General features: G+C 72.7%; 23 protein-coding genes and 1 tRNA gene. 12 read left to right on the plus strand and 12 right to left on the minus strand.

Features of this window, described 5'->3' with window-relative positions:
- Nucleotides 1-117: 117 nt before the first annotated feature.
- Both ABEA81_RS40145 and ABEA81_RS40150 read right to left on the minus strand, forming a co-directional pair.
- A complete protein-coding gene (locus ABEA81_RS40145; RefSeq protein ID WP_345612967.1) occupies nt 118-636 on the minus strand; it encodes a DUF309 domain-containing protein in 519 nt (172 codons plus the stop codon).
- Nucleotides 637-659: 23 nt separating this feature from the next.
- Nucleotides 660-1,235: a TetR/AcrR family transcriptional regulator gene (locus ABEA81_RS40150; RefSeq protein ID WP_345612969.1), complete on the minus strand. Its 576-nt coding sequence runs from the start codon at nt 1,233-1,235 to the stop codon at nt 660-662.
- A gap of 122 nt (nt 1,236-1,357) precedes the next feature.
- Between ABEA81_RS40150 and ABEA81_RS40155 the strand changes: the two genes are divergently transcribed.
- Complete coding sequence (locus ABEA81_RS40155) at nt 1,358-2,536, plus strand: MFS transporter (protein ID WP_345612971.1); 1,179 nt, start codon at nt 1,358-1,360, stop codon at nt 2,534-2,536.
- Nucleotides 2,533-3,300 (plus strand): SDR family NAD(P)-dependent oxidoreductase, encoded by a 768-nt coding sequence (locus ABEA81_RS40160; protein WP_345612972.1) that lies wholly within the window; start codon nt 2,533-2,535, stop codon nt 3,298-3,300. Before ABEA81_RS40155 ends, ABEA81_RS40160 begins: the two co-directional genes overlap by 4 nt.
- A gap of 85 nt (nt 3,301-3,385) precedes the next feature.
- Here the strand turns inward: ABEA81_RS40160 and ABEA81_RS40165 are convergent, their stop codons facing one another.
- From ABEA81_RS40165 to ABEA81_RS40185, 5 genes are all read right to left on the minus strand, one after another.
- Nucleotides 3,386-3,931, minus strand: a complete 546-nt coding sequence (locus tag ABEA81_RS40165) for a dihydrofolate reductase family protein (RefSeq protein ID WP_345612974.1) — start codon at nt 3,929-3,931, stop codon at nt 3,386-3,388.
- A 1-nt stretch (nt 3,932) separates the two neighbouring features.
- Nucleotides 3,933-4,937, minus strand: a complete 1,005-nt coding sequence (locus tag ABEA81_RS40170) for a sigma-70 family RNA polymerase sigma factor (protein WP_345612976.1) — start codon at nt 4,935-4,937, stop codon at nt 3,933-3,935.
- On the minus strand, nt 4,934-5,551 hold the full coding sequence (locus ABEA81_RS40175; RefSeq protein WP_345612978.1) for an FMN reductase: 618 nt from the start codon (nt 5,549-5,551) through the stop codon (nt 4,934-4,936). The genes ABEA81_RS40170 and ABEA81_RS40175 overlap by 4 nt, the downstream gene beginning before the upstream one ends.
- Nucleotides 5,548-6,639: an LLM class flavin-dependent oxidoreductase gene (locus tag ABEA81_RS40180; RefSeq protein WP_345613031.1), complete on the minus strand. Its 1,092-nt coding sequence runs from the start codon at nt 6,637-6,639 to the stop codon at nt 5,548-5,550. The genes ABEA81_RS40175 and ABEA81_RS40180 overlap by 4 nt, the downstream gene beginning before the upstream one ends.
- 70 nt (nt 6,640-6,709) lie before the next feature.
- Nucleotides 6,710-7,495, minus strand: coding sequence for an AraC family transcriptional regulator (locus ABEA81_RS40185; RefSeq protein WP_345612980.1), 786 nt, complete (start codon nt 7,493-7,495; stop codon nt 6,710-6,712).
- An 84-nt stretch (nt 7,496-7,579) separates the two neighbouring features.
- Between ABEA81_RS40185 and ABEA81_RS40190 the strand changes: the two genes are divergently transcribed.
- Complete coding sequence (locus tag ABEA81_RS40190) at nt 7,580-7,870, plus strand: hypothetical protein (RefSeq protein WP_345612982.1); 291 nt, start codon at nt 7,580-7,582, stop codon at nt 7,868-7,870.
- Between the two features lie 259 nt (nt 7,871-8,129).
- Nucleotides 8,130-8,849, plus strand: a complete 720-nt coding sequence (locus tag ABEA81_RS40195; RefSeq protein ID WP_345612984.1) for a DUF6319 family protein — start codon at nt 8,130-8,132, stop codon at nt 8,847-8,849.
- Nucleotides 8,850-8,949: 100 nt separating this feature from the next.
- Here the strand turns inward: ABEA81_RS40195 and ABEA81_RS40200 are convergent, their stop codons facing one another.
- Together ABEA81_RS40200 and ABEA81_RS40205 are read right to left on the minus strand one after the other, a co-directional pair.
- The gene (locus ABEA81_RS40200) at nt 8,950-9,741 is read right to left on the minus strand and encodes an SDR family NAD(P)-dependent oxidoreductase (RefSeq protein WP_345612986.1); all 792 of its coding nucleotides are present in this window, start codon (nt 9,739-9,741) and stop codon (nt 8,950-8,952) included.
- A 353-nt stretch (nt 9,742-10,094) separates the two neighbouring features.
- A tRNA-Leu gene (locus tag ABEA81_RS40205) sits at nt 10,095-10,168 on the minus strand.
- Nucleotides 10,169-10,311: 143 nt separating this feature from the next.
- Between ABEA81_RS40205 and ABEA81_RS40210 the strand changes: the two genes are divergently transcribed.
- From ABEA81_RS40210 to ABEA81_RS40235, 6 genes are all read left to right on the plus strand, one after another.
- Nucleotides 10,312-10,944 carry an ANTAR domain-containing response regulator gene (locus ABEA81_RS40210; RefSeq protein ID WP_345612988.1) on the plus strand — a complete coding sequence of 211 codons (633 nt, stop codon included), beginning with the start codon at nt 10,312-10,314 and terminating at the stop codon, nt 10,942-10,944.
- 140 nt (nt 10,945-11,084) lie between these two features.
- Nucleotides 11,085-12,311: a branched-chain amino acid ABC transporter substrate-binding protein gene (locus ABEA81_RS40215; RefSeq protein ID WP_345612990.1), complete on the plus strand. Its 1,227-nt coding sequence runs from the start codon at nt 11,085-11,087 to the stop codon at nt 12,309-12,311.
- Nucleotides 12,312-12,389: 78 nt separating this feature from the next.
- Entirely contained in the window at nt 12,390-13,415 is a 1,026-nt protein-coding gene (locus tag ABEA81_RS40220) for a branched-chain amino acid ABC transporter permease (RefSeq protein WP_345612992.1), read from the plus strand.
- A gap of 47 nt (nt 13,416-13,462) precedes the next feature.
- Nucleotides 13,463-14,557, plus strand: a complete 1,095-nt coding sequence (locus tag ABEA81_RS40225; RefSeq protein WP_345613033.1) for a branched-chain amino acid ABC transporter permease — start codon at nt 13,463-13,465, stop codon at nt 14,555-14,557.
- Between the two features lie 74 nt (nt 14,558-14,631).
- Complete coding sequence (locus ABEA81_RS40230; protein WP_345613035.1) at nt 14,632-15,477, plus strand: ABC transporter ATP-binding protein; 846 nt, start codon at nt 14,632-14,634, stop codon at nt 15,475-15,477.
- A 51-nt stretch (nt 15,478-15,528) separates the two neighbouring features.
- The gene (locus tag ABEA81_RS40235) at nt 15,529-16,251 is read left to right on the plus strand and encodes an ABC transporter ATP-binding protein (RefSeq protein WP_425570860.1); all 723 of its coding nucleotides are present in this window, start codon (nt 15,529-15,531) and stop codon (nt 16,249-16,251) included.
- A 10-nt stretch (nt 16,252-16,261) separates the two neighbouring features.
- Here ABEA81_RS40235 and ABEA81_RS40240 read toward each other — a convergent pair whose 3' ends face one another.
- Together ABEA81_RS40240 and ABEA81_RS40245 are read right to left on the minus strand one after the other, a co-directional pair.
- On the minus strand, nt 16,262-16,621 hold the full coding sequence (locus tag ABEA81_RS40240) for a hotdog fold thioesterase (protein WP_345613039.1): 360 nt from the start codon (nt 16,619-16,621) through the stop codon (nt 16,262-16,264).
- Between the two features lie 246 nt (nt 16,622-16,867).
- Nucleotides 16,868-17,761, minus strand: coding sequence for a class I SAM-dependent methyltransferase (locus ABEA81_RS40245; RefSeq protein WP_345612994.1), 894 nt, complete (start codon nt 17,759-17,761; stop codon nt 16,868-16,870).
- Between the two features lie 192 nt (nt 17,762-17,953).
- Between ABEA81_RS40245 and rpsA the strand changes: the two genes are divergently transcribed.
- Both rpsA and ABEA81_RS40255 read left to right on the plus strand, forming a co-directional pair.
- Nucleotides 17,954-19,420 (plus strand): 30S ribosomal protein S1, encoded by a 1,467-nt coding sequence (gene rpsA / locus ABEA81_RS40250; protein ID WP_345612996.1) that lies wholly within the window; start codon nt 17,954-17,956, stop codon nt 19,418-19,420.
- Between the two features lie 142 nt (nt 19,421-19,562).
- Nucleotides 19,563-20,255 (plus strand): hypothetical protein, encoded by a 693-nt coding sequence (locus tag ABEA81_RS40255; protein WP_345612998.1) that lies wholly within the window; start codon nt 19,563-19,565, stop codon nt 20,253-20,255.
- 36 nt (nt 20,256-20,291) lie between these two features.
- Here the strand turns inward: ABEA81_RS40255 and ABEA81_RS40260 are convergent, their stop codons facing one another.
- Nucleotides 20,292-21,362, minus strand: a complete 1,071-nt coding sequence (locus ABEA81_RS40260; RefSeq protein WP_345613000.1) for a helix-turn-helix transcriptional regulator — start codon at nt 21,360-21,362, stop codon at nt 20,292-20,294.
- Between the last annotated feature and the right edge of the window lie 86 nt (nt 21,363-21,448).

The raw sequence follows: 21,448 nt of genomic DNA on the forward strand, positions 1-21,448 counted from the left end.
CCACGCTGCGCGCACCGGCCGACGTCCCGAGTACGCCCGGTACGAGGGCCGCCGCCCGGCACACGCAGCGAGAACCTGGATCCACCGACTTACCCAACGGACTTCCGGCGGGGGACACTAGGTGCGAGCGGCGGGGCCGCTCGCTCCACCTCCCAGCCCGCGCAGGCGTGGGCGCAGGTCGGCGTCGGACAGGCCCGCCAGCCCGTCCCGCTCGATCCGCCTCGCGAGCCCCTCGGCGTGCGCCTGGAGCCCGGGGATGTCCAGGCCCGCGGGGGCGGGCGCTGCCCAGCAGCCGATGCGGTGCGCGGCGCGCTCGAGCAACGCTGCCGCGCCGCGGGCGTTGCCGCGCTGCGCGTGCGTCAGGCCGACGGCGAGCTGGGCGAGCCCGCGCCAGAGCTCCCGTTCCTCGTCGGGCGCGGCCTTCCAGGCGGCCTCCAGCACGTCGTGCGCCGGGAACGGCAGGCCGTCGTCGAGCAGCCGCTGCGCCTCGGTGACGCTCTCGTCGGCGCTGAGCACGAGGTCCTCGGGCACCCGCTCGACGCCCTCGGCGCCGTGGGGGAGCGGGCGGCCCGCCGCGTCGCGGGGGCGGGCGTTGCGGGGGCGTCCGGCGGGGTCGCGGTCGCGCGTGGTGTCCACGACGACAACCGTGCCACGACCGGTCACCCGGGTGGCAGGAGAGCCTCCGCCAGTGCCCGCGCGTTGCGCGCGGGCCCCTCGGCCCCGAGTGCCTGCGCGGAGGCGTAGACGCCCTCGATGAGGAGTGCGAGCTGGTCGGCGAGCGCGTCGTGGCCGGGCATGTCCGCGGTGAGCTCGCCGAGCCGCGCGCGGACCCAGGCCTTGTTGGCGGCGGCGTTGCGGTGCGCGGCGACCTCCGGGTCGGGGAACTCGGTCAGCGCCATCTGGAAGGGGCAGCCCCGGCAGCGGTCGGGCTGCGTCTGCACGGCGAGCTCGTCGAACAGCGACAGGATCCGCTCCCGCGGACTCCCGTCGCCGAGCGCGGAGTCGAACCACTCGCGGTAGGCGTGGTCGGCCCGCTCGACGTACGCCGCGACGAGGTCGTCCTTCGAGGCCCAGAGCCGGTAGAGGGTGGTGGGGGCCACCCCGGCCTCCGCGGCGACCCGGTCGACGCCGACGGCACGGATGCCCTGCCAGTAGAACAGCTCGTGCGCCACCTCGAGGACGTGCTCGCGCGTCTCCGCGGAGCTGCGGCGCGTCGCCGTTCCCGCTCGGGCCATGGCGCCATGCTACTGCGTTAGGGACCGTTCCCTAGCGTTCTGCGTCACACCGTCTTGTCGCCGCTGCCGGGGCGGCATAGCTTCTTGATAGGGAACGATCCCTAACAACGAGGAGGCGGGTCATGAACACCCGATCCGGCCCGGCACTGGCGGCGCTCTTCGCGGCGGCGTTCGTGATGGGCAGCGCCGAGCTGCTCGTCGTCGGGGTGATCGACCTCATCGCCGCCGACCTGGAGGTACCGGTGAGCACCGCGGGGGCGGCCGTCACCGCGTACGCGCTCGGCATCGCCATCGGCGGGCCGGTCCTGACCGCGCTGACCATCCGCTCCGGCCGCCGTGCCGTGCTCGCCTGGGCGCTGGCCGGGTACGTGCTGGCCACCGCCGCCCCGCTCGTCACGCCGAGCGCGGGGCTCTTCCTCACGACCCGGTTCGCCGCTGGGTCGCTGCACGGGCTGTTCATCGGTGTCGCGTTCGCCGTCGCGGGCGCACTGGTGCCGCCGGAGCGCACGGGCCGTGCGATCGGGATCGTGCTCGGCGGGATCTCGGTGTCCACGGCCCTCGGCGTTCCGCTGGGCACGCTGGTCGGGCAGGGGATGGGCTGGCGGGCCGGTTTCGCAGGGGTCGCCGTGCTCGGGCTGGGCGCGCTGCTCGCGCTGCTGCGCGCCGTCCCGGCGGTGGCGGCGACCGGCGGTGGGCGCGCGCTCGTGCAGGCGCGGTACGCGTTCGCGCCCCGGGTGCTGGCCGTGCTCGGGACCGGGCTGCTGCTACTGGGAGGCCAGTACGCCGTGCTCACCTACATCACGCCGTTCCTGCAGGAGCGCACCGGCGTCTCGAGCAGTGCGGTGAGCGTGTTCCTGCTCGCCTACGGCGTCGCCACCGCGGCCGGGGTCTTCGCGGGCGGGTGGGCCGCCGATCGCAGCGCCACCCGGGCACTCGTGCTCGGCAGCGCCGCCCTGGCGGTCGCGCTCGGGCTCCTGCACCTCGTCGCCGCGATCCCGGTCCTCGTCGTGATCGTGCTGGTCGCGTGGGGCGTCGTCGGCACAGGTCTCGTGCCCTCCCTGCAGTACCGCGTTCTCGAGCTCGCCGGGCCCGGCCGCGACCTCGCCGCCACGCTGCCCGCGTCGGCGCTGAACGGCGGCATCGCGCTCGGCGCGCTCGCGGGCGGCTGGACCCTCGACGCCTACGGCGCGGGCGGCCCCGTGATCGTCGGCCTCGTGGTCACCGCCGCCGCTCTCCCCGCCGCGTGGGCCACCTCCGCGCTGCGCGTCACCCCCACCCGGACCGAAGGAGCATCGGCATGACCGACCTGACCGGACGCACCGCCCTCGTCACCGGCGCCTCCCGCGGCATCGGCCGCGCGATCGCGAAACGGCTGGCCGCCGACGGCGCGCACGTCGCCGTGCACTACGGCACCAACGAGGAGGCGGCCGCGCAGACGATGGCCGCGATCGAGGAGGCGGGCGGGCAGGCGTTCGCCGTGCGGGCGGACCTCGCCGAGACCTCCGAGCTCGACACCCTGTTCGCAGGCCTCGAGGAGGGCCTCGCCGGGCGCCCGCTCGACATCCTGGTCAACAACGCCGCCGTCATCGACTACTCGGGGACGATCGAGGGTGCCACCCCGGACGGCTTCGACCGGTTGTTCGCGGTGAACGTCCGCGCGCCGCTCTTCCTCGTCCAGCGCGCGCTGCCGCTGATGCCCGCCGGCGGCCGGATCGTGAACGTCTCGTCCGGCGTGACCTGGTTCGCCACGCCCGATGTCGTCTACAGCATGAGCAAGGGCGCGCTGAACGTGCTCACCCGCTCGCTCGCGCAGACCCAGGGCCGGCGGGGGATCACCGTCAACACGGTCTCGCCGGGCATCACGGAGACCGACATGAACAGCTGGCTGAGCCAGAGCCCCGAGGCGGCCCGCGGGGTCGCGAACATGGTCGCGCTCGGCCGGCACGGGCAGCCCGCCGACATCGCCGACGCCGTGGCGTTCTTCGCCTCTGACGACGGCCGGTGGGTGACCGGGCAGACCCTGGAGGTCAACGGCGGGCTGCTCCTCGGCCCGCCCGCGGCGTAGCGGATCGCAGCAGAGCCACTTTCCTGCAACGAGCCTGCGGGAAAGTGGCTTCGCCTTCCCCGGGGAGTGCGTTTGGACCGCAAACTCACCGCCCGGCCACCCGGAACCACACGTGCGTCGCGAGCGGGGCGGTGCCGGCGTCGATCCGCTCCAGCCGGACGTGCGTGCCGCCGGGATGGTCGAAGAGCCGCACGCCGTCCCCGAGCAGCACGGGGGCGATGAGGGTCAGCACCTCGTCGAGCTCGCCCGCCTCCAGGCACGAGCGCGCGGTCTCGGCGCCCAGGACGTTGACGTACTTCTCGCCGGCCGCGGCCCGGGCGGCGGCGACCGCCTCGCCGAGGTCGGTCACGAACGTCACCCCGGGTACCGGGTCGGCCGGGGGCTTGCGGGTGAGCACGAACTGCGGGCCCTCCCAGCCGCCGCCGAACACCTTGCCCTCCGCCTCGGTACCGGCGTGCGGGTCGTCGCCGCGGAACGTGCGGCCGCCCGCGAGGATCGCGCCGATCCGGGGGATCAGCTCGTCGACGACCGGGTTCGGGCCGAGGTACGGGGTGAGCCAGGACATGTCGCCGCCGGGGCCGGCGATGAACCCGTCGAGCGACATCGTGACCGAGTACAGGAGCTGTGCCATGTCATGGTGACGGTGCGGCGCCGGGAACGTCATCGGTGAGCAACAGCGGCAGGCCGAACGCGGCGAAGAGGTGCGTCTCGTGGAAGGCGATGGCCTCGGTGATCAGGCCGTGCTCGATGCGCAGCACCGAGATCGCGAACGCGCGGTGGTCCTCTCCGGTCCGCAGGTACGCGGCCACGGCGGGCTGCCCGTTCACCCGGGTGGGCAGCATCCGGAAGCGGTGGCCCAGCCCGTCCGGGGACCAGCTCGCGCGGAGCGCCGCGACCATCGCGTCACGGCCGCGGAACCACATCGGCCACGGGGGCATCGCGGTGCGCACGTCCTCGGCGAGCACCGCGGCCAGCGCATCGGGGTCGGCGCTCTCCATCGCGGCCATGTAGCGGCGCAGCACCGTGCGCTCGTCGGCGGTGGGCGGGGTGGACGGCGCCCAGTCGACGCGGCGCTCGGGCAGGTGCTCACGCAGCGTGGCCCGCGCCCGCTGCAGCGCGCTGTTGACGGACGCGACGCTGCCGTCGAGGGCGGACGCGATCTCGCCCGGCCGCCAGCCGAGCACGTCCCGCAGCAGCACCGCCGCGCGCTGCCGGGGCGGCAGGTGCTGGATGGCGACCAGGAAGGCGAGCTCGATCGTCTCCCGCGCGACGGCCGCGGCGCCCGGCTCCGCGTCGTCGGGGGCGAGCCGGTCCGGGAACGGCTGCAGCCACGGGATGTCGGTGCGCGCGGGCAGCGCGGCACCCGGGTCCGACGGTGGCCGCAGGTCCGCCGGCAGCACGCGGCGCGCCCTGCCGTCGAGCGCGTCGAGGCAGGCGTTCGTGGCGATCCGGTAGAGCCAGGCGCGCAGGCCGGAGCGGCCCTCGAACCCGCCGATGCCCTTCCAGGCCCGAAGGAACGTCTCCTGCACCATGTCCTCGGCCTCGTCGAACGAGCCGAGCATCCGGTAGCAGTGCACGCGCAGCTCGCGGCGATGGGTTTCCACCATCGCCGCGAACGCGTCGTGCTCGATGGTCACTCGCCGCGCAGGAGCTGTTCGAAGGGAACCGGGTCCCCGAACGGGTCCGGGGCCGCCGTCGCGGGCCGGGCGGCGACGAGGTCGGCGAGCTCGCCCGCGGCCCGCGCGATGCGCCGGTCCAGGGCCGGCACGCCCGCGGCCCCGCCCGCCCAGTCCTCCGGGGCCGCGAACACCGCGGTGGGGACCACCACCGCGTGCAGGTACGCCATCAGCGGGCGTACGGCGTGCTCCAGGGCGAGGGAGTGGCGGCCGGTGCCGCCGGTGGCGCCGACCAGCGTCGGCTTCCCGTCGAGCGCGCCGTCCTCGAGCGCGTCGAAGAGCAGCTTGAACAGGCCGTTGTAGGACGCCGAGAACGTGGGCGTGACCGCGATCAGGCCGTCGGCGCCCACCACCGCGTCCACGACCGGTCGCAGGCCCGGCGCGACGAAGCCGGTGAGCACGGCGTCCACCAGCTCGTGGGCGTGCTCGCGCAGCTCCACGACCTCGAGCTCGGTGTCCACGCCGTGCTCGGCGAGCGCCGCGGTGGTGGCCGCGGCGAGCCGGTCGGCGAGCAACCGGGTGGACGACGGGACACCGATCCCCGCGCTCACGACGGCGATCTTCCGGGTGGTCATGCGGGCACCTCCTCCGTGGCGCGCGCCGCCTTCAGGCTCTCGTGGGTCGGGGCGTCCGGGACGTGCTGCGGGGCGCGCGCGGCGAACTCCTCGCGCAGCACCGGGACCACCTCCTCGCCGAGGATGTCCAGCTGCTCGAGCACCGTCTTGAGTGGCAGGCCCGCGTGGTCCATGAGGAACAGCTGGCGCTGGTAGTCGCCCGCGATCTCGCGGAACGCCAGCGTCTTGTCGATGACCTGCTGGGGGCTGCCGACGGTGAGGGCGGTCAGCTCCGAGAAGTCCTCGAGCGACGGGCCGTGCCCGTAGACGGGTGCGTTGTCGAAGTACGGCCGGAACTCGCGCACGGCGTCCTGGGAGTTCTTCCGCACGAACACCTGCCCGCCGAGCCCGACGATCGCCTGGTCGGCCGAACCGTGGCCGTAGTGCTCGAACCGGCGCCGGTACAGGTCGACCATCCGCCGGACGTGCCCGGCGTCCCAGAAGATGTTGTTGTGGAAGAAGCCGTCGCCGTAGTAGGCGGCCTGCTCCGCGATCTCGGGGCTGCGGATGGACGCGTGCCAGACGAACGGCGGCACCCCGTCGAGGGGCCGCGGCGTCGAGGTGAAGCCCTGCAGCGGTGTGCGGAAGCGGCCCTCCCAGTCGACGGCCTCCTCGCGCCACAGCCTGCGCAGCAGCGCGTAGTTCTCCACGGCGAGCGGGATGCCGTCGCGGATGTCCTTGCCGAACCACGGGTAGACCGGCCCGGTGTTGCCGCGGCCGAGCATCAGGTCGACGCGCCCGTCGGACAGGTGCTGCAGCATCGCGTAGTCCTCGGCGATCTTCACCGGGTCGTTCGTGGTGATCAGCGTGGTGGCCGTGGACAGCAGCAGCCGCGTCGTGCGCGCGGCGATGTAGCCGAGCATCGTGGTGGGAGAGGACGGCACGAACGGCGGGTTGTGGTGCTCGCCGGTGGCGAAGACGTCCATGCCCACCTCCTCCGTCTTCAGCGCGATGGCGACCATCGCTTTGATCCGCTCGGCCTCGGTGGGCGTGCGGCCGTTCGTCGGGTCGGGCGTGACGTCACCGACGGAGAAGACGCCGAACTGCATCCCCATCTCGATCCCTGCTTCCGGTAGTTGCATCTGCAATCACCTTGCCCCAACGCGCGGGACGACGGGTTCATGCCCGGACCGTGCTCGGCGCCACACCACGCTCCCGCTTGAACGCCGCGCTGAACGTGAAGGCGTCCGCGTACCCGACGCGGCGCGCCACCGCCCCGACCGTGACGTCGGGGTCGGCGAGGTACTCGGCGGCGAGCGTCATCCGCCGGCTCCGCAGGTACGACAGCGGCGCCTCCCCGACGAGGTCGCGGAACCTCTTCGCGAACGTCGCCCGGCCGGCACCGCCCCGCGCCGCCAGCTCCTCCACGGTCCACCGCCGGGCCGGCTCGGCGTGCAGCGCCTCGAGGGCGGGCCCGACCACCGGGTCGGCGAGCGCGGCGAACCAGCCCGGCTCCTCGGGCGCGCGCGTGGCGAACCACGCGTGCAGCGTGCAGGTGAGGAGCCAGTCCAGCAGCCGGTCCTGCACCACGGCCGGCCGCTCACACCCGCGATCGAGCAGCTCGAGCAGCGTGACGCAGTCCGCGTCATCGGGCGGGACGACCGCGGACGGCGGCAGCGCGCCCGCGAGCCGGACGCCGCTGCCCCGGGACCGGTACCCGCACACGAGCAGGGATGCGCCCGCGTCGCCCGCCCGCACCGTGACGTCGGCGCCCGGCTGGACCATCGCGACGCCGCCCGCCGGGAGCGCCTCGCCCGCCACCGCGACCGCGCCCGCGACCACGCCGCACAGCACGAGCGGCGAATCCACGCGGACGGCGTACTCCTCGCCGGGGCCGAGCCGGGCACGCGCCAGCGCGCCCTCGTGGGTCCGGATCCCACGGAGCAGGGTCTCCAGGACCGTCACGTCTCCGGAGGATAGACGGGTTCGCATCACCCGCCGACGCGCGAGCATGTCCGCGGCCGGTACCTGCGAGATCCACTGGGCGGCATGGACTCGGACATCCCGGTGCTGGCCGCGAACGGCAAGTCGGGCAGCCGGGTGGTCGCCGCGCTGCGGGCCGCCGGGCACCAGGTGCGGGCCGCGTCCCGGTCCGCGGAGGTCCGGTTCGACCGGGCGGACCCGTACACGTGGCCCGCCGTGGTCACCGGGGCGGGCGCGCTGTACCTCGTCGCCCCGGAGGACCCCGCCCCCGCTCCCGGCGTTCGTCGACGTCGTGCAGGAGGCGGGGGTGAAGCGGGTCGTGCTGCTCTCGGGCCGAGGGGTGGAGGCGTGGGGTGACCGGTACGGGCGTGCCGTCGCGGCCGCCGAGGACGTCGTGCGCGGCAGCGACCTGAGCTGGAGCTGAGCGGCATGTTCGAGATCCTCCGGGAGACCACATCGCCGCTCCCGCCACCGGGGTCGAGGACGTGCTGGGCCGGCCGCCGCGCTCCTTCGCCGGCTGGGTGGCGCACATCGCACCCACCGGGGCGTGGGCGGGCTGATCCCTGTCGGTGCGTCCAGGCATGATGCGCACCGATCGAGTGAGGGGAGCCCACGGATGACGGACGCACCGGCAGCGCTGTCGGAGCAGGACCTGGCGGCGGCACGCACCGAGCTGGCGGAGGGCCGGCAGTTCCCGGTGTGGTTCACCGCGGCCGCCGTCGGTGTCCCGGTGGGTGGCTCCGCGAAGATCGTGTCGATCGGGGAGCCGGCCGAGGGCGACTTCGTCGAGGTCCGGCCCACCGGCACCAAGGACACGGTGTTCTGCTCCCCGAACGAGCTCACCCGCACCCGCCCGCCGCGGCGGCGGGCGAAGCAGGCCCACCCCATAGCCACCCAGCCGCCTGCTGCCCGGCCGCCTGCTGCCCAGCCGCCTGCCGCCCAGCCGGCGGCGCCGCGTCCGCCGGCCCGGCAGGAGAAGCCGGTGCCGCTGCCGGAGGTGCCGGCCCGCAACGGCTCCGCGCCGCCCCCCGCCGAGGAGAGGAAGCCGGCGCGCGCCCGCCCCGCCGCTCGTCCGGCGGAGGTCACGGTCACGTTGAGCAGCACCGCCGACGGCGAGTGGACGGTGGAGGTCGCCACCGGTCGCAAGCGCACCGTCCGGCCCACGCCCGTGCAGCCCGCCGAGGTGGCGAAGGCGGCCCGGTCACTGCCCGCCGCCGTGGCCGAGGCGATCGAGTCGTCCCTCACGGCAGCCCGACAGCGGCAGGTCGAGCGGGTGGAGCGGCTGCGCGCCGAGCTCGACGCCGCGCAGCGGGCCCTGCACGAGCTCTCGGGCTGACCGCGGCGGCGCCAATAGGCGCTCACACACCAAGCGTGGTGCCGGCACACCAACTGCAGTTGGTGTGGGAGCGCGAAAGTTGGTGTGCGAGCGCGGAGGGTCAGGTGTGCGGGCCCACCGGATTGCGCAGCACGGCCGCCTGGGCGCGGCCCTTGCCGGCCAGCCGGGCCGCGGTGCGCAGGGTGCGGCGCGGCAGCTCGAGCACGTCCACCACCGCCCGGTAGCGCCATCCCGGCACCGACAGCCTGCGCCCCTTCGCGAGGTCGGCGAGGCAGGTGTCCACCACCCCGGCGGGGTCCAGCCCGTCGCGCGACGCGTCCGCGGGCGCGGGGAACATGGCGTTGCGCAGCTGCCCGGCCACGAGCGCGATCATGCGGACGCCGGTGCCCTCCAGCGACGCCGCCACCGTGTCGCTGAACGTCAGCACCCACGCCTTGCTCGCGGCGTACGCGTCGCCCCGACCGGCGAGGTAGCCGGCGAAGCTCGACACGTTGATCACCGCGCCCCGGTGCCGTTCCTTCATCCCGGGCAGCGCGGCCCTGGTCAGGCGCATCAGGGCCGTGATGTTGACGTCGATCTCGGCCTGCAGCTTGTCGACGTCCGCGGCCGTGAACTCGGTCTCGTCGCTCACGCCCGCGTTGTTCACGAGCATGTCGACCGGCCGGTCCGCGTCCTCGAGGCGGGCCTGCACCGCGGCGAGGCCCTTCTCGTCGCTCAGGTCGACCGCCAGGACCTCGACCGACCGGCCCGTCCCGCGGAGGAACGTCGCGACGCGCTCCAACCCGGTCCGGTCGCGGTCCACCAGCACGAGGTCGTGGCCGTCGCGGGCGAGCCGTCCGGCGAAGGCGGAGCCGAGCCCGCGGCTGGCACCGGTGACGAGGGCAGTAGGCATGCCCCGGAGGCTAGCGAGCCGCCGAACCTCGGCTCTTCGGGCCCACGATCAGGTCCAGCGCGGCCACGGCCTCCCGGCGGGCCACCGAGATCGTGACAGACCGTACCGGCCGAGGAGGTACGCGTATGCCGATCCCGGTGCGGGCTTCTCCCGGGCCGGTCGCAGCGCGGGCACTTCGAGGTTCGGGCCCCCCGCGGTCCGTCGCGCCAGCTGCGAACCGCCGAGCGACTGATCCCGGTGGATCTGCTCACGCAGGAGAGGCTCTGGCCGGAGCGGACGGCCTCCAGCGCGGCTCGGCGTCGTACACGCGGCCAGTGTTGCGTCCACCACCGACGATTTCGATCGCGCAACTGTGCCCCCGGTGGGATTCGAACCCACACTGGACGCTGTTTGAGAGCGCTGGCTCTGCCGGTTGGCCTACGGGGGCGGTGGAGTTCCGAACTCTAGCGCGGACGTCCTCGTGCTGCCTCCGCCCCTGCCCGCAATCGGCGGGATCACAGTTCGGCATCGCGACCGGCCGGTACTCTGAATCCTTCCGGTACAACCCCTCCGGCGAAGGAGAGCAGCCCTGTGAGCCAGCAGGTGTCCGAGCAGCAGTCCGCGGACGAGGCCCGACCGGCCGCCGGTCTGCGCGTGCTCGTGGTGGAGGACGAGGCACTCATCCGCCTCGACCTCACGGAGATGCTGACCGAGGAAGGCTATGTCATCGCCGGTGAGGCCGGCGACGGGGAGCAGGCCGTCGAGCTCGCCCGTGAGCTCCGTCCCGACCTCGTGATCATGGACGTGAAGATGCCGAAGGTGGACGGCATCGCGGCCGCCGGGTCGATCGTCGAGGAGAAGATCGCCCCCGTCGTCATGCTCACCGCCTTCAGCCAGCGCGACCTCATCGAGCAGGCCCGCGACGCGGGCGCGATGGCGTACCTGGTGAAGCCGTTCGCGCGGCACGAGCTGGTGCCGGCCATCGAGCTGGCGGTGTCCCGGTTCGCGGAGAAGCGGGCGCTCGAGGACGAGGTGGCCACGCTCACCGACCGGCTCGAGACGCGCAAGACCGTCGACCGCGCCAAGGGCCTGCTCATGACGCGGCAGAACATGACCGAGCCCGAGGCGTTCCGCTGGATCCAGCGCACGGCGATGGACCGCAGGACGACGATGAAGGCGGTGGCGGAGGCCATCGTGGACGGGCTGGCCGCGCCGAAGTCCTGACGGTCATGAACGTTGCGGTCCGGTAAAGGACGCGCCGCCGATGATGACTCTGTCACTCGCTGTCCCTTAACGTCCGCCCGTCTCCCGTAACGGGGAGCGGTCCCGCGGGGAGTCCGGGGGCGGTACGGAAGGACATGGACATGAGTCGGAATCGGAAGGTGCTCGCGCTCGCCGCGACACTGGCCGGCGCCCTGGTGCTCGCGGCGTGTGGTGGTGGTGGCGGTGGCGGTGGTTCCACCGGCGGTGCCACCTCCGCGCCGCGCGCGGAGCCGACGCAGGCGCCGTTCAGCCCGCCGGCCGACGCCGAGCTCCCGGCCGGCGACGGCCAGGGGAAGTGCACCGGCAACCCGACGATCGCCTACGTCGGCACGATCGCCGGCGCGAACGCGGCGCTGGGCATCGCGATCAAGCAGGCGGTCCAGCTCGGCATCGAGGAGCACAACCAGGCCAACCCCGGCTGTCAGGTCACCTACAAGGAGTTCGACACCGGCGGCTCCCCGCAGACCGCGCTCGCCCCCACGGTCGCCGCGATCAACGACCCGTCGATCCTCGGGATCGTGGGCCTGCCGTTCTCCGGCGAGTCCGAGGCCGTCGGCCCGTCGCTCTCGGAGGCGGGTCTCGTCTCGGTCACCCCGTCGGCGACGAACCCCGACCTCACGACGAAGGGGTGGAAGCACTTCTTCCGCGCCCTCGGCAACGACGCGGTGCAGGGTCCCGCGGCCGCCCGGTTCATGACCGGCACCCTCGGTGCGCAGAAGGTGTGCGTGGTCCGGGACGACAGCTCCTACGGGCAGGGTCTCGCCACCGAGCTGACCAAGGCGCTCGGCGACGCGGCGGCCTGCCAGGAAGAGGTGAAGACCGGCCAGCGGGAGTTCTCCGCCGCGATCGGCGCGGTCCAGTCGGCGAACCCGGACGCCATCTTCTACTCCGGCTACTACGACGAGGGTGCGCCGTTCGCCCAGCAGCTGCGTGACGCCGGGATCGAGGCCGAGCTCGTCGTGCCGGACGGGGTGAAGGACCCGATCTTCGTCCAGAACGCGGGCGAGGCGTCCGATGGCGTCTACATGACGTGCCCGTGCCTTCCCGGTGACGTCTTCCCGGAGTTCACCGACGCGTACAAGGCGCGGTGGAACGCCACGCCGCAGACCTACTCGGCCGAGGCCTACGACTCCACGACGATCCTGCTGCGGGGGCTCGACCAGGGCATCTCCGACCGGGCCGGGTTGCTCGACTTCGTGCGCAACTACGACGGGCAGGGCCTGACCAAGCACTTCAAGTGGAACGCGAACGGTGAGCTCAACGAGACACCGGTGTGGACCTACGTCGTGAAGGACGGCCAGATCCAGCGACTGGCTCCGATCGACTAGGAACACGGGTCAGGCGCCAACGAGATCGGTGACGGACGCGCGGTCCCGGGACATCCTCCGGGACCGCGCCTTCGTCACGTGAAGACGGGAAACACCCCTGTGATCACCCACGTCACGAGCGTGCTCGCGCAGGACGGGCTGGTCGACTTCAACTTCGGGTTGCTGGTCGACCGGTTCTGGGCCAACACCATCGACGGCCTGGCCTACGGCTCCATCTACGCGCTGGTAGCAATCGGATACACCCTGGTCTACGGCGTACTCCGCCTGATCAACTTCGCACACAGCGAGATCTTCGTCATCGGCGTCTTCGCCACCTACTTCGCCTTCGCCGCCATGGGCTTCGCCCCCGGTGGGACGGCCCAGGTCGCGCTGCTCCCGCTCATCGGATCGTTGCTGGTCGCCGGGATCGTGGCGATGCTGGCGTCGGGCGCCTCCGCCGTGCTGCTGGAGCGCGTCGCCTACCGGCCGCTACGGAAGCGCGGAGCCCCGCCGCTGGTCTTCCTGATCACCGCGATCGGCGCGTCGTTCGCCATCCAGCAGATCTTCCTGATCACGCTCGGCGGCAACTCGCAGCCCTCGATCCGGCTGCTGCGCCCCACCGAGGTGTTCTCGGTCTTCGGCGCGCGCGTCACGAACATCCAGATCCTCACGTTCGTCGCTGCGATCGTGCTGATGGTCGTCGCCGACACGTTCGTCAACCGCACGCGGCTCGGCCGCGGTGTCCGCGCGGTCTCGCAGGACCCGACGACCGCCACGCTGATGGGCGTCAACCGCGAGCGGGTCTTCATGCTCACGTTCCTGCTCGGCGGGGTGCTGGCCGGCGCGGCGGCCCTGTTCTACCTGATGACCATCCCGGCGGCCGCGGTCTACAACGGCGGCTTCCTGCTCGGCATCAAGGCGTTCACGGCCGCGGTGCTCGGCGGGATCGGCAACCTGCGCGGCGCCCTGCTCGGCGGGCTCGTCCTGGGCGTGGCGGAGAACTACGGCCAGACGTTCTTCGGCGGTGAGTGGCGTGATGTCATCGCGTTCGTGCTGCTGATCATCGTGCTGATGTTCCGGCCGACGGGCATCCTCGGCGAGTCGCTCGCGAAGGCACGGGCATGAGCGCCGCACACGCCGTCGACGGCGTCCGCGTCCCGTTCGGCACCCGGATGCGCAACTGGTGGGGGTCGCTCGACCGCTGGCAGCAGTGGGCGGTCCTCATCCCGGTCGTGGTGCTGATCTACCTGCTGCCGGTGCTCAACCCGCCACTCCTGACCACCGAGCCCGGCACCAACTTCCAGATCACGCTGTTCAACGCCGCCCGGATCGCGTTGATCGCGATCGGGCTGAACATCGTGGTCGGGCAGGCGGGCCTGCTCGACCTGGGGTACGTCGGCTTCTTCGCGGTCGGTGCGTACACCACGGCGGTGCTGTCGAGCCCCGACTCGTTCCTGAACTCGCAGTACCCGTGGCTGATCTGCGTTCCCGCCGCGATGTTCGTCACCGCGGTGTCGGGGCTGATCCTCGGGGCGCCGACGTTGCGACTACGCGGCGACTACCTGGCGATCGTCACGCTCGGGTTCGGCGAGATCGTCCGCCTGCTCGCCGACAACCTCGACCCGCTGCGCGGCCAGCGCGGCTTCGCCGCCATCCCCGGCCCCGAGGTCACCCGCGCGGACGGGTCGCAGATCTTCACCGCCACCAACGGCACACCGTGGTACTGGCTGACGATCACGGTGATCATCATCGTGTTGATGCTCGTCGGGAACCTCGAACGCAGCCGGGTGGGCCGGGCGTGGGTGGCGATCCGGGAGGACGAGGACGCCGCCGAGGCGATGGGCGTGCCCACGTTCCGGTTCAAGCTGTGGGCGTTCGCGATGGGGGCGACCATCGGCGGGCTGTCGGGCTCGATCTACGCGGGGCAGGTCGGTTTCATCAACAGCCAGGGCTTCGACGTGGTCACGTCGATCCTGTTCCTGGCCGCGGTGGTGCTCGGGGGGTCGGGCAACAAGGTCGGGGTGATCCTCGGCGCGTTCATCATCGTGTACATCCCGGACCGGTTCCAGGTCATCGCCGAGTACCGCTTCCTGATCTTCGGTCTGGCGATCATCGTGCTCATGATCTTCCGTCCGCAGGGGCTGCTCGGCGCCCGCCAGCGCCTGCTGACCTACGGGCGGCGGGCCTACCAGCGCCTGATCGGCAAGGGGGAGCAGATCAGCAGCGAGAGCGCCCTGGGCAAGCACCAGGAAGGGGTGGTCCGGTGACCCGCCCCGAGCCGCCGACGGAGGAGATCTCGGTCGAGCCGCCGGAAGGTGGGCTGGTCGCCGAGCTGCAGCGGATGACGCCGCAGGAACGGGCGGAGCACGAGAAGGCGGTCGCGGCGGCCGCCGCCACCGACCGGGAGATCACCGTCGGCGTCGGTGACACGCTGCTCGAGCTGCGCGACCTCACGATGCGCTTCGGCGGCCTCACCGCGCTCGACGCCGTGTCGTTCTCGATCCAGCGAGGGGAGATCCTCGGGCTGATCGGGCCGAACGGCGCAGGCAAGACCACCTGCTTCAACGCCATGACCGGGGTCTTCCGGCCGACGTCCGGGGACGTGCTGCTGGAGGGGCGGTCGATCGCCCGCAGCCACCGCTACGAGATCACCCGGCTCGGCATCGCCCGGACGTTCCAGAACATCCGGCTGTTCGGCGAGATGACGGCCCTGGAGAACGTGATGGTGGGCACCGACGCCCGGCACAGGACGAGCGTGCCGGGTGCGGTCTTCCGCTTCCCCCGGCACTTCGCCGAGGAACGGGCCGGCGTCGAGAAGTCGATGGCGCTGCTCGAGTTCGTCGGCATCGCCGACCGCGCCGCGGAGAAGGCGCGCAACCTGCCGTACGGCTACCAGCGGCGACTGGAGATCGCCCGTGCGCTCGCCACCGAGCCGAAGCTGCTGTGCCTCGACGAGCCCGCCGCCGGGTTCAACCCCGCGGAGAAGGACGACCTCGTCGCCCTGATCCGCAAGGTCAGGGAGGACGGGTACACCGTGCTCGTCATCGAGCACGACATGCGGGTGGTGATGGGCGTGACCGACCGCATCGTCGTCCTCGAGTTCGGACGCAAGATCGCCGACGGTGAGCCGGACGCGATCCGTGAGGATCCCGCCGTCGTGGCGGCATACCTGGGGGTGCCCGAGTAATGGGGGATGGAAAGCCGGCGGAGCTCGCGGAGCCGGCGGGGTGGGTTGAGAATGCCTCTGCTTGAGCTGGACGGCGTGGCCGTGCACTACGGCCGCATCCAGGCGCTGCACGAAGTGTCGGTCACGGTGGACGCCGGCGAGATCGTGGGGCTGATCGGCGCCAACGGCGCCGGCAAGACCACCACGATGCGGGCGATCTCCGGGCTGCGCCCGCTGAGCGCGGGCCGGGTGGTCTTCGACGGGGACGACATCACCCGGCTGCGGGCCGACCTGCGGGTGCGACGCGGGATCTGCCAGGCACCCGAAGGGCGGGGTGTGTTCCCGGGGCTCACCGTCCTGGAGAACCTCGACATGGGGGCCTACACCCGCAAGGACCGGCGCACCGCCGCCTACCGCGAGGACCTGGACCACGTGTTCGAGCTGTTCCCGCGCCTCGCGGAGCGGCGCAACCAGCCGGGCGGCACGCTGTCCGGGGGTGAGCAGCAGATGGTGGCCATCGGCCGCGCGCTGATGTCCCGGCCCCGGGTGCTGCTGCTCGACGAGCCGTCGATGGGGCTCGCACCGCAGATCATCCAGCAGATCTTCCGGATCATCAGCAGCATCAACGCCGACCGGGGCACCACGGTGCTCCTGGTGGAGCAGAACGCGAGCCAGGCGCTGGCGCTGGCGCACCGGGCGTACGTGCTGGAGACGGGCCGGGTGGTGCAGCACGGCACCGGCCGTCAACTGCTCGAGGACCCGGCCGTGCGCAACGCGTACCTCGGGGTGGCCTGAGCCGTCCGGGTCAGAACCCGGACGGGCGGGTGTCCCGGTGCAGGCAGGTCAGCTTGGCGGTGCAGGTGCGCCTGCCCTCGGCATCGGTGATCACGATCTCGGTGGTGGACGTGCTGCGGCCGACGTGGATCGGCCGCGCAACCCCGGTGACGAGCCCTTCGGTGGCCGAGCGGTGGTGGGTGCAGGCGAGCTCGAGACCCACCGGGAACCGGTCGGGCAGCGCGTGCAGCGCCGAGAGGGTGGAGCCGAGGGTCTCGGCCAGCACCGCGTTGGCGCCGCCGTGCAGCAGGCCGAACGGCTGGCGGTTGCCCGCCACCGGCATCGTGCCGACCACCTCGTCGAGGCTCAGCGAGACGAACTCGATGCCCATCAGCTTGGGGAGCTGCTCGGGGGCGTCGGGGAGCGTCAGGTCAGCGGGATCGATGGGCACCAGCGAACCGTATGTGAGCGTGCCCGGCGCGCTCGCAGATGCTCTGGTGAGCGCCGACCCGGTCCTTCGTGCCGAATCGGCCGCGCCTTCCGCGATCAAGGCGAGAGCGGTGATCCGACGAGCCGAGCCGGGGCCGGGTCACGCACCCGTCTCGCCCCACGCGGCCGACACGGGGTGCGCGGGCCCCTACGCGAACGTCCTCCCCGGAGCACGCGGGTCGGGCTTGTGCGTCACGAAGATCGCCGTGCCGGGGAAGAGCCTGCCCCGCAGCGGGGACCACTGGCCCCAGACCGTCTCGCGGCCCTCCGGCCACTCCGGCTCCACCAGGTCGTCCAGGACGAGGCCGGCGGCGACCAGGTCGCGCACGCGGTCGCCGAGCGTGCGGTGGTGCTCGACGTAGGTGGCGCGGCCGTCGGCGTCGATCTCGACGTACGGGGTGCGGTCGAAGTAGGACTGCTGGACGGTGAGCCCGTCGGGGCCGGGGTCGTCGGAGAACATCCAGCGCATCGGGTGGTTCACGGCGAACGCGAACGTGCCGCCGGGCCGCAGCACCCGCGCGACCTCGCGCATCACGCGCTCGGGCTCGGCCACGAACGGCACGGCGCCGAACGCGGAGCAGGCCGCGTCGAAGGAGGCGTCGGCGAACGGCAGGTGCTCGGCGCCCGCCTGCACCAGCGGCACCGGTAGTCCGGTGGCGGTGCCGAGGGTGGCGGCATGGTGGAGCATCGCGGCGGACAGGTCGAGGGCCACCGGGTGCGCTCCCTGTGCGGCGAGCCAGCGGGCGCACGGCGCCGAGCCGCACCCGACCTCCAGCACCCGCAGGCCGGTGACGTCGCCCAGCAGCCGGGCGTCGGCCTCGCGCAGGCCCTCCGGGCCCCAGACGAAGTCGGCATCGCCGATGTCGCCGCCGTGTTCTGCCAGGTAGTCGTCGGCGTCGGCGTCCCACCACATCCGGCTCGCGCGCTCCGACTCGGCCGCGTCGACGGCCCGCCGGGCCACCCCGGCGGTGCCCAGCAGCTCTTCAGCAGTCACCTGGGAATCTTCACCTGGCTGGCGCGGTTGAGCAGGGGGTACCCGCATTGCCCTGCTGATCGGGCGGCGCGTAGCATGATACCCGCAGTGTGGTCCACGTCGCGGGTACGTCGCGCGCTTCGATCCGACCACGCATCGCGATGCACTCCACGATCCACGAGCAAGGGTGACAGCACCACGTCACGAGACGTACACCACGCAGCACGCACCGCCATTCCAACCACCGGAGCACCCCACTACATGTCCACCGACACCACCGCCGCCCCGACCACGCCGCAGGTCGCCGTCAACGACATCGGGTCGGAGGAGGATTTCCTCGCCGCCATCGACCAGACGATCAAGTACTTCAACGATGGTGACATCGTCGAAGGCACCATCGTCAAGGTCGACCGGGACGAGGTCCTGCTCGACATCGGCTACAAGACCGAGGGAGTCATCCCCTCGCGCGAGCTCTCCATCAAGCACGATGTCGATCCCGCCGAGGTCGTGTCGGTCGGTGAGTACGTCGAGGCCCTCGTCCTCCAGAAGGAGGACAAGGAAGGCCGGCTGATCCTGTCCAAGAAGCGCGCGCAGTACGAGCGCGCCTGGGGCACGATCGAGGCCCTCAAGGAAGCCGACGAGCCGGTCGAGGGCACGGTCATCGAGGTTGTCAAGGGCGGCCTGATCCTCGACATCGGGCTCCGGGGCTTCCTGCCCGCCTCGCTGGTCGAGATGCGCCGCGTCCGCGACCTGCAGCCGTACGTCGGCCGCAAGATCGAGGCCAAGATCATCGAGCTCGACAAGAACCGCAACAACGTGGTCCTGTCGCGCCGCGCCTGGCTGGAGCAGACCCAGTCCGAGGTCCGCAGCGAGTTCCTCAACCAGCTCAAGCAGGGCCAGGTCCGCAAGGGCGTGGTCTCCTCGGTGGTCAACTTCGGTGCGTTCGTCGACCTGGGCGGGGTCGACGGTCTGGTGCACGTCTCGGAGCTGTCCTGGAAGCACATCGACCACCCCAGCGAGGTGGTCGAGGTCGGCCAGGAGGTCACGGTCGAGGTCCTGTCCGTCGAGATGGACCGCGAGCGCGTCTCGCTGTCCCTCAAGGCCACGCAGGAAGACCCGTGGCGGCTGTACGCCCGCACCCACGCGATCGGCCAGATCGTGCCGGGCAAGGTCACCAAGCTCGTCCCGTTCGGTGCGTTCGTGCGCGTCGAGGAGGGCATCGAGGGCCTGGTGCACATCTCCGAGCTGGCCGAGCGCCACGTGGAGATCCCGGAGCAGGTCGTGCAGGTCGGCGACGACTGCATGGTCAAGGTCATCGACATCGACCTCGACCGGCGCCGCATCTCGCTGTCGCTCAAGCAGGCCAACGAGGGCATGACGGTCGACACCGAGTTCGACCCCACCCGCTACGGCATGGCGGCGGAGTACGACGACCAGGGGAACTACATCTACCCCGAGGGCTTCGACGTCGAGACCGGCGAGTGGAAGGAAGGCTTCGAGGCCCAGCGCGAGGCCTGGGAGCGGGAGTACGCCGAGGCGCACGCCCGCTACGAGCAGCACATCGCGCAGATCCGCAAGACCGCGGAGGCGGAGGCCGAGGCGGCCGCCGACGGCGGGGCCGCCAACTACTCGTCCGGTGGGGAGGCGGCTCCGGCGCAGACCGGCGGCTCGCTCGCCAGCGACGAGCAGCTGGCCGCGCTGCGGGAGAAGCTGTCCGGCGGCGCCTGAGCGCACCTCAGCTGTATCGGACGGCCCCGGTGACCAACGGTCACCGGGGCCGTCCCGTGTTCGGGGGGAAGCATTGTCACGGTTCGGTGAGCGAGTGGGCGCGTCGGGTGATATCCCACCGGTTCCGATCTACCGTGGAACCATGCGCGGGGTGGGAGGCGGGCGCGCCGTGCGGGCGCTGCTCGTCGGCGCGCTCGCGCTGGCGATCGGTGGGTGCGGCACCTCCGGTGCCGAGTCGACGGCCGTGCCCACGTTCCCGTCGTCCGACGGGGCGGGGCCGGCCACCGCGGCGGCCGACGACGGCCGCGTCATCCCGGCCGACTGCGGGCGCATCCTCGGCGCCCCCGATCTCGAGGCCGTGATGGGGCTCCCGCTCGGCTCGGTGGCCGTGCGCACCACGATCGGGGTTCCCCAGCCCGCGGTGGGCCGCACGGAGCGGGTCTCCTGCCGCTACACCCGGGCCGGTGACGGCGGCGGCCGGCCCTTGCTCGACGTCAACGCCACCGCCTACCTGGACGAGGCGGCCGCGTACGCGCAGTGGCAGGTGAACGTGCGGGCCGAGTCGGGGGACCGGCGTGACGTGCCGCTCGGCAGCGCGCCCGGCGTGCTCTTCGAGAAGCGCGGTCAGGCGATGCTGATGGTCGCCCACTCCACGAGCAACCTCACGCTCGTGCTGCCGGACCAGCCGCTGCCCGGGGGGAAGAGCCGCGCCGACGCGCTCGTCGACCTCGCACTGCGCGTGCTCCCGGCCGTCGCCGTGACACCGAGCAGCACGGCCCCGCCCCAGCAGGCCCCGCAACCGGGGCGGGAGCCTCAGGTCGGCGCGTCCGGCTGATCCTGCGGCGACCGCCGGTGCCCGGATCGACCTGGTTCAGTCCGGCGCGGGCGGGGCCAGCAGCCGGCCTGCGAGCTCGCCGCGCTTGCGCACGCCGGCCTTGTCGAAGATCGCCTTGATGTGGTCGTGGACGGTGTGTTCGGTGATCTGTAGCGCACCGGCGATGGCCCGGTTCGACTCGCCGCGCAGGACGCGGGTCGCGACCTCGTTCTCCCGCCGGGTCAGGCCGTACGCCGCGAGCTGAACGGCGGCCGTGGTGTGCGGACGTGCGGGTTCCAGCACCACGGTGACCCGATCGATGCCCGCGGATCCCCGTAGGCGGGAGGCGTGGACGTCGAGCCACGCGCCGTCGCGGGTACGGACGGTGGCGCGTGGCAGCCGAGACGGCGCGGCGCTGCCGCGCTCGATCGCGGACAGGGTGGCCACCACCGCGTGCACCGCGATCGGCAGCGCCCCGCCGGGCCCCGGCGCCAGCAGCGACAGCAGTTGCTCGGCCTCCGGCGTGCTCGCCACCGGCGTGAGGTCGTCGGTGACCAGCAGCACGCCGGGCTGCCGGCTGTCACCGGGGACGGGACCCGGGGAACCCAGCAGGGCCAGACGCAGTGCGTGCGCGATGTGCGGGCCGAGACGGGCGATGACCGCGGCTTCCCGCTGGGAGAACCCGAGCGGCCCGTCCGCGCGGTGCAGGCACAGGTACCCCCAGCACTCCGAGCCCGCGACGAGCGCGGCGCGCAACTCGTCACCGAGCCCGACCGGTCGCATGATCTCGCGATACCGCTCGCTGTCGAGCCGGGATCGGCCGGTGGCGGTGTCCAGTGTCGCCACGTGCGCCGCCGAGGTCGCCAACGACGTGAACGTGTTGACGTCGGCGCCGGACAGTTCGTTGGCCAGGAACCGCGGCGCCGCCGCAACCAGTGGTTCCTCGGAGACGGCGCCGGTGAACTGCAACGTCACTGGGTCGGCGGTGGCGAAGAACGCGGCGTCGATCGGCACCACGCGGCGCAGCGCGCGCAGCACCTGCGACTGCACGCCGCCGATGTCCAGACCGCTGTGGCACGCGCGCACGACGTCGCGCTCGCCGTTCGCCGCGTTCCTGCGCCGGGCCACGGGGACCAGTGTCCGCGGCCCCGGTGCCGCCGGCCACCCCCGGAACCGGGGATGGAACCCGGTACCGGTGACCCCGACGCTTCGGG

Source organism: Pseudonocardia adelaidensis (assembly GCF_039543345.1).
Lineage (GTDB): Bacteria > Actinomycetota > Actinomycetes > Mycobacteriales > Pseudonocardiaceae > Pseudonocardia > Pseudonocardia adelaidensis.

What these genes read in the sequence shown, in the direction of transcription:
- ABEA81_RS40215 (WP_345612990.1), top strand. Translation starts at nt 11,085, where the DNA reads ATGAGTCGGAATCGGAAGGTGCTCGCGCTCGCCGCGACACTGGCCGGC.
- ABEA81_RS40200 (WP_345612986.1), bottom strand. Translation starts at nt 9,741, where the DNA reads ATGCCTACTGCCCTCGTCACCGGTGCCAGCCGCGGGCTCGGCTCCGCC.
- ABEA81_RS40165 (WP_345612974.1), bottom strand. Translation starts at nt 3,931, where the DNA reads ATGGCACAGCTCCTGTACTCGGTCACGATGTCGCTCGACGGGTTCATC.
- ABEA81_RS40255 (WP_345612998.1), top strand. Translation starts at nt 19,563, where the DNA reads ATGCGCGGGGTGGGAGGCGGGCGCGCCGTGCGGGCGCTGCTCGTCGGC.
- ABEA81_RS40190 (WP_345612982.1), top strand. Translation starts at nt 7,580, where the DNA reads ATGGACTCGGACATCCCGGTGCTGGCCGCGAACGGCAAGTCGGGCAGC.
- ABEA81_RS40175 (WP_345612978.1), bottom strand. Translation starts at nt 5,551, where the DNA reads ATGACCACCCGGAAGATCGCCGTCGTGAGCGCGGGGATCGGTGTCCCG.
- ABEA81_RS40245 (WP_345612994.1), bottom strand. Translation starts at nt 17,761, where the DNA reads ATGCGGGTACCCCCTGCTCAACCGCGCCAGCCAGGTGAAGATTCCCAG.
- rpsA (WP_345612996.1), top strand. Translation starts at nt 17,954, where the DNA reads ATGTCCACCGACACCACCGCCGCCCCGACCACGCCGCAGGTCGCCGTC.
- ABEA81_RS40150 (WP_345612969.1), bottom strand. Translation starts at nt 1,235, where the DNA reads ATGGCCCGAGCGGGAACGGCGACGCGCCGCAGCTCCGCGGAGACGCGC.
- ABEA81_RS40240 (WP_345613039.1), bottom strand. Translation starts at nt 16,621, where the DNA reads ATGGGCATCGAGTTCGTCTCGCTGAGCCTCGACGAGGTGGTCGGCACG.
- ABEA81_RS40235 (WP_425570860.1), top strand. Translation starts at nt 15,529, where the DNA reads ATGCCTCTGCTTGAGCTGGACGGCGTGGCCGTGCACTACGGCCGCATC.
- ABEA81_RS40195 (WP_345612984.1), top strand. Translation starts at nt 8,130, where the DNA reads ATGACGGACGCACCGGCAGCGCTGTCGGAGCAGGACCTGGCGGCGGCA.
- ABEA81_RS40230 (WP_345613035.1), top strand. Translation starts at nt 14,632, where the DNA reads ATGACGCCGCAGGAACGGGCGGAGCACGAGAAGGCGGTCGCGGCGGCC.
- ABEA81_RS40225 (WP_345613033.1), top strand. Translation starts at nt 13,463, where the DNA reads ATGCGCAACTGGTGGGGGTCGCTCGACCGCTGGCAGCAGTGGGCGGTC.
- ABEA81_RS40160 (WP_345612972.1), top strand. Translation starts at nt 2,533, where the DNA reads ATGACCGACCTGACCGGACGCACCGCCCTCGTCACCGGCGCCTCCCGC.
- ABEA81_RS40180 (WP_345613031.1), bottom strand. Translation starts at nt 6,639, where the DNA reads ATGCAGTTCGGCGTCTTCTCCGTCGGTGACGTCACGCCCGACCCGACG.
- ABEA81_RS40155 (WP_345612971.1), top strand. Translation starts at nt 1,358, where the DNA reads ATGAACACCCGATCCGGCCCGGCACTGGCGGCGCTCTTCGCGGCGGCG.